Source organism: Rheinheimera sediminis, from assembly GCF_004005375.1.
GTDB lineage: Bacteria > Pseudomonadota > Gammaproteobacteria > Enterobacterales > Alteromonadaceae > Pararheinheimera.
The window spans coordinates 80,467-92,269 of sequence record NZ_RZUF01000017.1; the positions used below are offsets into that span (position 1 = coordinate 80,467).

Annotated in this window: 10 protein-coding genes; 5 read left to right on the forward strand and 5 right to left on the reverse strand. The window is 46.1% G+C overall.

Going from position 1 to position 11,803, the window contains the following annotated elements:
• Positions 1-9 precede the first annotated feature (9 nt).
• Positions 10-1,824, reverse strand: a complete 1,815-nt coding sequence (locus tag EMM73_RS12920; RefSeq protein WP_222422661.1) for a glycoside hydrolase family 3 N-terminal domain-containing protein — start codon at positions 1,822-1,824, stop codon at positions 10-12.
• Between the two features lie 260 nt (positions 1,825-2,084).
• On the opposite strand from EMM73_RS12920, the gene EMM73_RS12925 reads away from it, so the two are divergent.
• The 3 genes from EMM73_RS12925 (at position 2,085) to EMM73_RS12935 (ending at position 4,820) form a co-directional block, all read left to right on the forward strand.
• A complete protein-coding gene (locus EMM73_RS12925; protein ID WP_127686904.1) occupies positions 2,085-3,353 on the forward strand; it encodes a cyanophycinase in 1,269 nt (422 codons plus the stop codon).
• A 154-nt stretch (positions 3,354-3,507) separates the two neighbouring features.
• The gene (locus EMM73_RS12930) at positions 3,508-3,984 is read left to right on the forward strand and encodes a hypothetical protein (protein ID WP_127686905.1); all 477 of its coding nucleotides are present in this window, start codon (positions 3,508-3,510) and stop codon (positions 3,982-3,984) included.
• Between the two features lie 83 nt (positions 3,985-4,067).
• Entirely contained in the window at positions 4,068-4,820 is a 753-nt protein-coding gene (locus EMM73_RS12935; protein WP_186435212.1) for a substrate-binding periplasmic protein, read from the forward strand.
• Here the strand turns inward: EMM73_RS12935 and EMM73_RS12940 are convergent.
• Entirely contained in the window at positions 4,792-5,436 is a 645-nt protein-coding gene (locus EMM73_RS12940; protein WP_127686909.1) for a DUF2959 domain-containing protein, read from the reverse strand. The two genes, EMM73_RS12935 and EMM73_RS12940, sit on opposite strands and share 29 nt — an antisense overlap.
• A 215-nt stretch (positions 5,437-5,651) precedes the next feature.
• Here EMM73_RS12940 and EMM73_RS12945 point away from each other — a divergent pair, with 215 nt between their 5' ends.
• Positions 5,652-7,562 carry a methyl-accepting chemotaxis protein gene (locus EMM73_RS12945; protein WP_127686911.1) on the forward strand — a complete coding sequence of 637 codons (1,911 nt, stop codon included), beginning with the start codon at positions 5,652-5,654 and terminating at the stop codon, positions 7,560-7,562.
• A gap of 172 nt (positions 7,563-7,734) precedes the next feature.
• Positions 7,735-8,010: a hypothetical protein gene (locus EMM73_RS12950; protein WP_127686913.1), complete on the forward strand. Its 276-nt coding sequence runs from the start codon at positions 7,735-7,737 to the stop codon at positions 8,008-8,010.
• A 15-nt stretch (positions 8,011-8,025) separates the two neighbouring features.
• Here the strand turns inward: EMM73_RS12950 and yjjG are convergent, their stop codons facing one another.
• From yjjG to EMM73_RS12965, 3 genes are all read right to left on the reverse strand, one after another.
• Positions 8,026-8,709, reverse strand: a complete 684-nt coding sequence (gene yjjG / locus EMM73_RS12955; RefSeq protein ID WP_127686915.1) for a pyrimidine 5'-nucleotidase — start codon at positions 8,707-8,709, stop codon at positions 8,026-8,028.
• Positions 8,710-8,731: 22 nt separating this feature from the next.
• Positions 8,732-11,122 carry a Lon protease family protein gene (locus tag EMM73_RS12960; protein ID WP_127686917.1) on the reverse strand — a complete coding sequence of 797 codons (2,391 nt, stop codon included), beginning with the start codon at positions 11,120-11,122 and terminating at the stop codon, positions 8,732-8,734.
• Between the two features lie 199 nt (positions 11,123-11,321).
• Positions 11,322-11,777, reverse strand: coding sequence for a zinc ribbon-containing protein (locus tag EMM73_RS12965; RefSeq protein ID WP_127686919.1), 456 nt, complete (start codon positions 11,775-11,777; stop codon positions 11,322-11,324).
• Positions 11,778-11,803: the final 26 nt, after the last annotated feature.

The window sequence follows — 11,803 nt, forward strand, 5'->3', positions numbered from 1 at the left end:
CTCATTCCGTTATTTTAATAACACTGGCAACTGGCCAGCAGCTTCCACTTCCCCCAGTAAAAATCCAATCACCGCATCATAAGCTGGCCCTGAAAATGGTCGCTCTGCAGTTTGCGATTTCTGGTTATAGCTATAGGTAGCCAATCGTAAGTCAGCGCTATTGCTGAAATCAGTTAGGTCATAAGGGGTACGTAAAGACACCATCACTGTTTTTTTGCCTGCAGCCTTAGCTTGTTGTAACAGCTCAACTAACAGCTTTTTTTGCTCTATCACTGTTAGTTTCATCGCAGGTAAAGCCTGTAAGTCAGCCAATACCCCCAACTCAGCTGCACTTTGAGCTGGCGAGATCAATGAACCTAATACCAGATCAGCCTGAGCTATTTGCTGTAAAGCCAGCTTTTGCTCAAAAGAAGTTAAATCACTACAAGTAACTGACTTCGCCTTTATGCCCCACCCGCTTAACGCCTGCATCCAGCTTTGGCATTTGGTTTGATCGGGCGCAATCAGGTGTAGTTTTAAAGCGGCCAGATTAAGTGGTAACTGTAATTTATTTGTACCAACCTGTGTCAGGCTTGCCTCTGCCAGTTGTCGCTCCAATTGCAGATCCTGCTCTAAACCTATGCTGTCAGGTAAAGACTGCTGTGCCGGGCTGACTTTCAGCTGCTGGCGCAATCTGGTGATCCGCTGGGCTGATTGGGCTATTTCAGTGCTGTTTAGCTGGCCTTGTTGTACAGCCAGCACAACCTCATCAATAAGCCTTGCCAAAGCCGCCATATCGGCAGGCGTTTTTATTTCATAAGGCATCAGCGCTATATCAGCGCCAGCCGCAAAGGTTTGGATCACAGCTTCCGAGGGGGTAAAAAACTGACTGATGCCCGCCATATTCAGTGCATCGGTAATAATGATGCCCTGAAAGCCCATGTCCTCGCGTAACAAGTCCGTAAGAATGGCACGGGATAAAGTAGCGGGTTTAATCAGCGCCTCACCGGATTTGCTGGTTAAGCTGCTGTTATCCAACGCAGGATACTGAATATGAGCTGTCATCACCATGGCAGGCTGATGCACTTTTATCAGCTGCCTGAATGGATACAAATCCACAGCTTCGACTGTGGCTCTGTCATGCTCAACCAAAGGTAAACCTGTATGACTGTCTACATGAGTGTCTCCATGACCAGGAAAATGTTTAATGGTGCCTAAGACGCCTGCCTGTTGCATAGCATCCAGCATAGCGCCGCCCGCCGCTGCTACCGCAACAGGGTTATCGCCAAAAGAGCGGGCATTAATCACAGGGTTAGCCGGATTATTATTCACATCCAGGCTGGGCGCGAAATTTAAGTTAATACCAAGCGAGCTTAATTGCCGCGCTATAGATCGGCCAACATCAGTAGCGAAGCGGTTGCCAGATCTTGCAAAAGTAGCACCTATGGCCATATTACCGGCAAAGGCTGGAAACTCTTGAGTCGGCAGACGAGCCACCCGGCCTCCTTCCTGATCAATACCTATCAGTAATGGCAGATCATCACTGCTTGCCCGATGTAAATCCGCTGTTAATCGACGTATTTGCTCTTTTTCTTTTAAGTTATTAGCAAATAAAATAACGCCACCTAAATGCAACTGCCTGACGGCATCTGCAAACTCTTTGGGTAACTCAGTTAAATCGGTTTTGCATTCTGCGGATGAGCCCTCAATGCAAAAATGCCTTAAATCGATCATTAATTTTTGACCAATCTGACGACGCAAGTCCTGTTGATCTATTGATGCATTCCCCACACAACCTCCTGCACTTAACGTCATTACTGCCAGCAGCAGTGCACAATGTTTCATCTAGTCACCACATTCTGAGTTTATCTGAGCACTATATCAGGGCAAAGTCAGCTCCGTAACCGCATCTGCTGCAATGCTTTTTATCTGCGGGTTATTTCAACCACTCCCCATCCTTAATCCTTTGAGCCGAATAAGGCTTTTGTTATGCTCAGGCCGTTGCCAGACAAAGATCACTGAAAAAACCAGGCCAAAGATGCCGGAGCGGGCAACAGATGAAGCAGAAGTAACAACGTCAATAAAGCAAAGTGGAGTAAAACCTGATGAAAATAACCTATCTGCTGGCTCTTGGTCTGAGCCTTGGCAGCCCCTTTTTATCCGCAAAGGCTCAGTCGCAAGGCGAACTGATGATTGTGGGTGGCGCTTTAGCCAGTTCCAACAAGGCGGTCTACCAGCAATTTATTCAAAGTGCGGGTGGCACTGCGAAAGCTAAAGTCATGGTGATCCCTGCTGCCAGTAGCCAGCCTGTGAAATACTTTCGCCAATTCCAGCAGGATTTAGCCTACTACGGCGTGCCTGAGCAGCAGGTGCAATTAGTGCCGATAGCAGTGAAGGATGACAAAAGCACCACAGAAGATGAATCCTTATGGCGCCATAACGCTGCAGACCCAAAACTAGCGGCTCAAGTGCAACAAGCCACAGCGGTCTGGTTTTTAGGGGGCGACCAAAATTATCTGGTTGATACCTTAAGAGCTGAAGGGAAAAACAGCCCTGTTCTTGATGCTATCTGGCAACTCTATCAAAGCGGCGGCATTATCGGCGGCACCAGTGCAGGCGCGGCAATTATGAGTGAAACAATGATTGTTTCAGGCTCATCCTGGACAGCATTAGCAGGAGCAATTGCTCAGCCTGATACACAAATCGATGAAGCCGCGGATGAGCCGCTGCAATTACGCCGAGGTTTAGGTTTTTTCCCCGAAGGCATAATTGATCAACACTTTGATCGCAGAGCCCGGTTTGGCCGTCTGATCGTGGCAGTAGCGGAACAGAAATCGGATTCTGCTATAGGCTATGGTGTGGATGAAGACTCAGCGCTGTTTTATCAGGCCAAAACCCGGCAGTTTCAGGCTTTAGGCTCTGGAGGCGTAACTGTGATTGATTTACGTCAGGCCAGAAAGGTGAAAAACTCGCTTGGCTTTCAAATGGAAAATATCCGTTTAAGCTATCTGCAGGGTGGCGATAAATACGATATTAAAAGTCAGCAACTCTTACCTCACCCAGACAAGCTACAAACTACAGGCCATGAATACGGTGACAATCCTCATCCCGTTGTGTCTGGAGTTTTCAGTGCCAATACCAGACTGAAAGACTTTATTACTTTTGAGCTAACCGACAATAAAGCAGCCAGCAAAGTCATGAGCTATTTGCATCAGGGTAATGGTTTAGTCTTTAGTTTGACCTTCAGTAAAGATAAAAAGACCCAAGGTTACTGGCAATATCTGGATGGTTTAAAAGACAACAGCAGTGCCCATCAGGTGCGTTTAGATATAGTGCCAGGCCAAGTGCAGATTGATTTAAAACCTCAGAGCTAAATGCTAGTGAGAGACAAAGCCGGAATACACAGAAATCTGGCTTTGTTCTCGTGTAGCAGTAGGAAAAAAGCTATAAAAGATTGCCCTTACTACCAGCCAGACAGTTATAATCAAGCCTGAATTTTGTTGTTAAGCCGTAGTCGGACAGGTTGTTATGTATAAACCCACACCATTGTTGAGTTATTTCTGGGGTCTGTTTAGTGGTTTGATTGTCTCCGCTTTTTTGTTTACCTCCTTCAGCCAACCCCTGGTTGTCTCAGAGCAGCCTGAAATTGAAACTGAGCCAGTCAAGTTAACAACAGCTCCAGCCGTTGTAGCAGACATACCACGCCAGAGTCTGGCGGCAAGAGCTGAATTGCTTTTAAAGTACTACACCATTAGGGATGGTGCGGAAGAGACGAATCTAGCACCTTTGTTACAGAAAAATGGGCATCTGGAGATTTTCAGCCAGATGCTGCAAGAAAGTACAGCTGATGTCAGCGATTTAATTCAGTCTACTCAGTCGTTCACTGCAGCTCAGTTTTACGCTTCGCTGGTCCGTATCAAACAAAAAGATGAGGAGCAACAAGCCAAGGCCCAACTGGAATTACTAAAACCTGCCCCAATGACACCTGAGGTCAGTAAGCCATAAACTCTAGAGATCAGCACAGAAAAAAGCACAGATGCAATTTTTGACTATAGTCAGAACAACGACTGCAATCAGGGACTATGCCAATGAGGATTCTGTTGCTCTGCTCCGCGCTTTCCTGCGCTGCAGTTTCTGCAGCCTCTCCTTGCCCCGTACCTATGCGGATGGCTTATAACAACGACTGGTTACCTTATGTTCAACTGCAAGATGAAAGAATATCGGGTTCGGATATTGAGCTAGTCCGGCGCTTAACTCATAGGCTGGGCAGCGCTTTGCAATTGGTCCGAATGTCAGAACAACGTGCGTTACAGCAGCTGGAGCAGGGTGAGCTGGACCTGCTCTTTGCCGCATCTTACACAACAGAGCGAGCCAAATACGCCTATTTTTCTCTGCCCTATAGGGAAGAACATATTACAGCAGTACTGAACACCGATTTATTAGCACAACATCCAGATCTCAGAACCAGCACAGATTTTTATCAACTGGCCAGCAAACGCTGGTCAGGAGCCGTGAATACAGCAGGCTACTATGGCGAGGAATTTGAACGCTTCAAACAAAACGAAGGGCAAAACCGTTTGTTTCACGTAGCGGAGGAATTCAGGCGCTTACAGATGGTGGTTCAAGGCCGCGCCCAGTATTCGATAGTGGACCAAAACGTGGCACATTATCATATTCATCAGCATCAAGAATTTTCAAAGCTCAGACTATTGCCTTTTCTGTTGCATCAAAGCAGCATTCATCTGATGCTGGGTAAAAAAACTATTTCCGAACGCTGTGTGAAGCAATTGAACCTGATTCTCAGTACTGAACTTAAGAGCCAGACTGCATCTGTGCAATAAACTTATTCGAATCTGCTATCGCCTTGTTCATTTCACTGATCAAATTACGTACATCCTGCTGCAGAGTTGCGAAATCGGTTTGAATAGAACCAATAGCTTTGGCGTTTAAATTATGCTTTAAAAACAGAACATTATCCTGCATAACTTTGAGTACAGGTTGCATTTTATTTTCTGCAGAACGCATTTTACTCAACAACTGACGAAATTGCTTTTCGGTACTGACCAGCTTTTGTTTACTTTGAGCTTTTAAACTTGCGTTTTGGTACTGTTCAAGCTCATCACGCCACTCACTGAACAATGCCTCGGCTACAGACTCTACTTTGTCGATACGGGAACTTACCAGCTCTGCGGCTTTGATACTTTGCTTGTATTCAGAATCCAGAACTTCGTATTTTTGCTGTAAATCACCACCATGAAATTGCAATAACTGGCTGAGCTCGTCCAGCGCGTCTTTGAACTGCTGCTGCCCCTCAAGCTGCGCATCACGAGCCTCTTTTACCCTATTGACCAGGATTTCACGTTTCTCCACACCAAATTTTTCCATGGTGGCATAGTAGGCTTGCTGACAACCTGTCAGAGATAAAACAAACAGCAGTAAACCGCTCAATTGACGCATGCTGAACTCCTGAATTCGGATTAAAAAACCATAGTACTAGTATAAACACAGAAAATCAGCAGGCCGAAAGCCCACAGAACATTTGAGTCTTGTTTTAACTCAGGCTAGTATTCACAAAAATTACATAAAGCACAGGCAAAATCGACAGGGTTTTCTCAGAAAATATCCGCCAATTCCGGTTTTTGTCCCCCATTTCAGGTTAAATAGAGGAAGTTATGCAATTTAACCACTTGTCGATCCGACATAAATTATTACTTAGTTTAAGTGGCGCCGTCTTAATAGCCAGTGTGTTGATCAGTATGATTAGTCAGTCTATGACTCAGACTGTATTAACTGACAGGATGCTAAACAGCGAACTGCCAAAAAGCCTGCAGCAAATCAAAGCCAGCATAGAAACCGAAATTGATCATTTGAGTGGTATTGCACAGCAATTGGCAACCTCACCTCAGTTTCATGACTTTTTAAACAGCAACAGAGATCCAGCTCGTGAACAACTGCTGGTTGCTGAACTGGAAAACATAAAACAACGCCATGGTTTACAAGCTGCATCCTTTTGCAACAGAGAACTGGGTGACTATTGGAACGAAGCAGGCTTTTTACGTCGGTTAAATCAGCAGCAAGACAGTTGGTTTTTTGCCTTTAAAGACAGCGGTAAAACGAGCCAGGTTTCTGTATTTAATAGTCCGGAAGTAGGCTATCAGATTTTTGTAAACTACCAGCAACTCGACGGCAGAGGTTTATCAGGTATTGCCAAACCGCTGACAGAGATGGTTACTATGATTAGCCAGTATAAAATTGAGCAGACAGGTTTTGTTTACCTGGTGAACCCGCAGGGCCAGATCCAATTGCACCCCGAACAGAGTATAGGTACCGCATTGTCCACAGTGTTACCAGGTGTCGAACTTGGCTCTCTATTAAAACCACAAGGTATTCAGCTACTTTCCGCAACAGTCAATGGGCAGAAACTGGTGCTGGCGGCTATTTATGTGCCAAGTATGGACTGGTATTTAGTGGCTCAGGTGCCTGAAACCGAAGTCTTTTCGGTGTTAGAGCAGATCAAACAAACCAGTTGGATTACCGCCTTGCTGGTGACCATCATCTTTGCCTTTATTTCTATATTGCTGAGTAACAGTATCAGTCGCCCCATCCAGCAACTGGGTGAGCTGTTTGCCCGTATGGGACAGGGAGAGGCGAACTTAGCGGTCAGGATAGAGCAACAAAATGGTGCCGAACTACAACAGCTCACTAATGGATTTAATCAATTCATCAGCAAAATTGCGCTTTTAATCCGTGATATTCATCAAAGTAGCATCACACTGAATGCTCAGGCAAAAGCCTTGTCTGAACAATCTTCGCTTAGTCTGGAGCAAAATCAACAACAACTGGCCTCCTACACCAATGTGCAACAGGCCATGGTGCAAATGGAAGCCACAGTCGCCGATATAGCACAGAATTCAGCCTTGGCTGCCGACAGCACCGGCAAAGTCAGTCAATTAGGTTCTGAGAGTAAGTCCAGTGTCGATCAAGCCAGCACACATATTAAAAGTTTGTCTGTTGAAGTCACAGATGTTGAAGCTGTGATCCGCTTATTGGCAGAAAAAGCGGATAGCATCAGTCAAATTCTCGATGTGATCCGTAATGTGGCTGAACAAACCAATTTATTGGCACTGAATGCAGCCATAGAAGCCGCAAGAGCCGGTGAACAAGGTCGTGGTTTTGCGGTAGTAGCAGATGAAGTACGTAATCTTGCGGCCAGAACTCAACGTTCTACCACAGAAATTCAGGATCTGATCAGTAGCTTGCTTTCGAGCACTTCAGCAGCAGTAACAGCAGTCACTAAAGCTGATGCAAAAGCTCAGCAAGGTGTTGAACTCAGTCAACAGGTCAGTCAAAGCCTCAGTGCTATCGCTGGTCAAATTCAAAGCCTGGAAGGTATGAGCCTGCAAATAGCTGCAGCCACAGAACAGCAAGCCATGGTAACGGCAGATGTCAGCAGTCAGTTAACTCTGATGAATACGGTAAATAAGGCAAACCTCAGCAGCGCTGAGCAAATGCAACAAGCCTCTCAAAGCTTGTTAACACTAGCTCAGCACCTTAATCAACTCGCCAGCCGTTTCTCCGGCTAAATGACTCAGCAGACAGAGCGGAACTCAAACTCCGCTCTGGTTGTAATGAGCATGCCAGTGTTCGATCGAATCAGGTTCAGTTATTTTTCTAAAATTTTGTCACAGTTTTATCTTTTGCCGTGTCTTTGTTTTAACGCAAGTTACTTCACTAAAAAAAACAGAGGACGCACTTATGAAATCAACTGCAGTTTCCACTTCAACCAAACTTCATCTGGCGGCAACGTTCACAGCTGCTGTTGCCTTTAATGCAGCGTGCAGTTACAGCTCCGGCTGGTTTATGCCGCTGCTCTGTTATCTGCTGGCGATGGCGAGTCTCTTTACTCTGTTCCATCGTTTTGGCCCGCTGAGCAAGGCACAAAAAATCGGCTTATGGGCTGTTCAGCTAGCAGCAACACCAGCTTTTATTGCGGCCTTATGGTTCAGCGGTAAACTGAACGTCATGCTTTAAACTTCTGCCTCTTTATCAGAGGAAAGCGCTCAATGCAGCTTCCAGCTCTGTTAAAGACTGCACTTCCAGATCCGCTGTGATACCTGCTGGTAAAGTTGCGCTAAAGCGATTGAGCCAGCAGGTATAAAAACCAGCTTGTTGGCCACCGCTTATATCCGCAACAGGGTTATCGCCCACCATCAACACTGTGGCAGGATCCGGGTTTCCCATCAGCTCTTTGGCATGACTGAATATCTGCGGATGAGGTTTAGCCGCCCCCACCTGCTCAGAAATCACCAGAATATCAAAATGATTATGCAGGCCTGTTCGCTCTAAGCGAATTTGCTGTAAGTCGGTAAAGCCATTGGTGATAATGCCCAATTTGGCTTTGCCTATTAGCGCATTGAGTAAACTGACTGCACCAGGCAGAGGTGTACAAACGTCTGCCATCGCCCGTAGAAAACCAGCATTAAGTACAGAAGGAGCAATATTCAGCTGCTGCCCCCAATAGTGAAAACGTTGTTCCTGCAACTGTTTTGCATTGATTTCGCCACTTTGGTACTGCAGCCAGAGCGGCTGATTCAACGCTTGATACTCTTCATAATGCAGGGCCGTAAAATCCACGCCATAACCTTTAAACATCAGCTGTAAGCCAGCAAATGCATCAAAATGAAACAAGGTTTCGTCGGCGTCGAATAAAATCCAGTTAAAAGCTTTCACCTAAATACTCTTTAGCTGGGGGTTAATCATCAGATGAACCGTTGACTATATCGGCTATCTCTTCCAGACGGCGCAATGCCAGGTAGTTAATGGTGCGTTTCGGGTATTGATTTTTGCTGTTACGCTCACCTGCCGGCATATCCATTAACAGCTCCAGCGCTTCATCCACACCTTTGACAACGTAAATATGAAACTGGCCCTGCTCTACCGCTTTAATCACTTCATCATTCAGCACCAGATTCAGCTGGTTGCTGGCCGGAATAATACAGCCTTGTTTGCCGGTTAAACCACGCGACTGGCACAAGCGGAAGAAACCTTCAATTTTTTCATTCACGCCACCTATGGCCTGCACCTGACCATGCTGGTTAATGGACCCTGTCACCGCCAGGCTTTGGCTAATAGGAATATCGGCTATACCTGAAATCAGCGCGCAGACCTCTGCCAGTGACGCACTGTCGCCATCTATTAAACCGTAGGATTGTTCCATAGCTATATTGGCCGATAAGGTCAGTGGGAAATGCTGAGCGTATTTAGCGCCTAAATAACCTGTCAGCAGCATCACACCTTTGGAGTGAATGGATTTACCCAGTTCTACTTCGCGCTCAATATCGACCACGCCAGTAGAACCAGCAAAGACGGTGGCGCTGATACGGGCCGGTGTACCAAAGGCAGTATCACCAATTTCCAGTACTGTTAAACCGTTAATTTTGCCAACAGCCCAGTCGTCTGTATCTATTAAAATCTGGCCTTCCTGAATATCTTCCAAAAAGGACTCGCTGATACGGCCTGTGCGGTATTGCTTGCCTTCGAGCGCCATTTGCACATGCTCTGCGCGCAGCTCAGTGGAGTCATGCTGAGTGGCATAAAAACAGGCTTCGCGCACCAGCTCCAGCACTTCAGCAAAACGGGCAGACAGTTTGCGCTGATGTTCGGCCTGACGGAAACTAAAATTCAGCAGTTGCTTTAAACCACAAGCGGATAAAGTTTCCATATCCATTTGCTGAATTTGATCCTGAATTTGCAGCGACATATAACGCACTGTCTGCTCGTTAAATGGCAAATAATGCTCAAAGTCGGCTAACACCCGGAACAGTTCATTAAACTCATCGTCCACGTCCTGTACCAGATAATACAGATCCCGCGAACCCAAAAGCACTATTTTCACGCTAAGCGGTATCGCCTTAGGCGTAATAATGGTGGAGTTAGTGACTGCATGATCGCTTAAGGTATCAATCAGAATTTCACCGGTTTTCAGCGCCAGTTTCAGCGCATCCCACAGGCTTGGCTGCGACAATAAACGATCTGCATCAAGCACCAGATAACCGCCATTAGCCTTGTGTAAAGCGCCAGGGCGGATCATGCGGTAATTGGTGTATAAGGAGCCTTGCATCGAGCTGTATTCCACCCGGCCAAATAAATTGCCATAGCTTGGGTTCGGTTCAAAAATAATAGGAGCGCCGTCCATCAATTCGTGATGCATCAGTACATTAGGCACAAAGTCGCCGACAAAAATGCTGCGAATATCCAGCTCTTCCAACTTATCGCTTTCAGCTTCTTCCGGTAACAGCTCCAACATAGCTTTGATTAAAGCAGGCTTCATATCCCGCAGATAACGTAATACGCCCAATTCACCGGCATAATCGTGTTCTAGTTGCTTCAGTAACGGTTTAATGGCTTGCTCTATGGTCTCACGACGCAGCGCACGCAGGTTTTCCGACAGTTCACGTTTCCACTGCGGTAACTCCAACAATTGCTCATTCAATATGGTTTCAAGCTCTGAGACTAAGTCATAGAAAAACTGGCGTTTTTCCTCAGATAAATTAGCAAATTCATTGTCGTCCAATGCTTTGCCATCGACCACAGGCGAAAAGCTGACGGCGCCGTTTTCCTCGTACAGCACCACTTGCTGCTCTAAGGCTTTGCGTTCGACTAAAGCAATAGCAGCTTCATATTTATCGTCAAATTCCTGATGTATTGCTTTTTTCTTACGCTGATAACCCGGGTTATCAAAAGCCGCAGGGAAAGTATCCAATAGCTCGTCGATTAAGGCTTCGACTTTTTTTACCAGCACTTTGCCTTCACCTGGCACTAAACGTAAGGTACCGGGAATACGCTCATCATCAAAGTTATTGATATAACACCAGTCGTCCGGTGTAGCTTTTTCGCTGGCGGCTTGCTGCAGAATATCCTGCACTAAGGTGTAACGGCCTAAAGCAGGCTCACCCATCACGTAAAGGTTATAACCCGGCATATCCATGCCGATGGCAAAATTTAATGCCGCTTTTGCTCTGTCCTGGCCAATAAAAGTGCTGGATAAACCTGTCACGTCCAGCGCTTGCTGGATCAGGTGTTTATCGAGTTGTGGACCTAAATGTTCGGCGGTTAAAGCATATTTATGGCTGTTGTGCGTCATGCAACCTGCTCAGTGTTGAAAGATGAAAACTACAATGACGTCATCTTAACAAATCATTGAATAAAATGAATGATGTAAACCTAAGTAACTTGGAGTTGCAGGGAGGCGACAAGCCTGTGAGACCCCAGGAGCATAGTTAACCTATGTGACTGGGGCGAGTGGCGCAGTCAACAAAGCTGCAGCTTCAAGGACGACGGTTTTAAAAAGGCAGGCCCTGACGACTGAACTGCGTCCCCCCACAATAGACACAAGCGTCTAATACTCCTGGATGGTAAAAGGCTTGCTGTTGCTGACACTGCTGGCATTGGTACAGCCCCATGCCCACTTCTTCACCTTGCAGATACGTGCCTTGATGCTCCAAATCCTGCATCAATTCCTGCCATTCAATCTGGGTTTTGTCGGTAATCAGTGAAAGTTCATACCACAAAGTTTCAGGCCAAAGTGATGGCGCTTGTTCAGCCTGTGCGGCCTGACGTTTAAAGGTTTCGATAAAAAGCTGAGTTTCATAAGCCGTCAGCTCTTTTCCCGCTTTGATATAAGCTTTGACTGTGTCGGCAAATTCGACCAGATGATCCAGTTGTTGCCGCCTTCCTTCTTCGAACATATCCGCTAACTCATTGAGCCATTTCTGATATTTTTCTTTAAATTCCGACATAAAACCTCCTTACTGCTTTTCTTCAG

What these genes read in the sequence shown, in the direction of transcription:
- EMM73_RS12920 (WP_222422661.1), bottom strand. Translation starts at nt 1,824, where the DNA reads ATGAAACATTGTGCACTGCTGCTGGCAGTAATGACGTTAAGTGCAGGA.
- EMM73_RS12925 (WP_127686904.1), top strand. Translation starts at nt 2,085, where the DNA reads ATGAAAATAACCTATCTGCTGGCTCTTGGTCTGAGCCTTGGCAGCCCC.
- EMM73_RS12930 (WP_127686905.1), top strand. Translation starts at nt 3,508, where the DNA reads ATGTATAAACCCACACCATTGTTGAGTTATTTCTGGGGTCTGTTTAGT.
- EMM73_RS12935 (WP_186435212.1), top strand. Translation starts at nt 4,068, where the DNA reads ATGAGGATTCTGTTGCTCTGCTCCGCGCTTTCCTGCGCTGCAGTTTCT.
- EMM73_RS12940 (WP_127686909.1), bottom strand. Translation starts at nt 5,436, where the DNA reads ATGCGTCAATTGAGCGGTTTACTGCTGTTTGTTTTATCTCTGACAGGT.
- EMM73_RS12945 (WP_127686911.1), top strand. Translation starts at nt 5,652, where the DNA reads ATGCAATTTAACCACTTGTCGATCCGACATAAATTATTACTTAGTTTA.
- EMM73_RS12950 (WP_127686913.1), top strand. Translation starts at nt 7,735, where the DNA reads ATGAAATCAACTGCAGTTTCCACTTCAACCAAACTTCATCTGGCGGCA.
- EMM73_RS12960 (WP_127686917.1), bottom strand. Translation starts at nt 11,122, where the DNA reads ATGACGCACAACAGCCATAAATATGCTTTAACCGCCGAACATTTAGGT.
- EMM73_RS12965 (WP_127686919.1), bottom strand. Translation starts at nt 11,777, where the DNA reads ATGTCGGAATTTAAAGAAAAATATCAGAAATGGCTCAATGAGTTAGCG.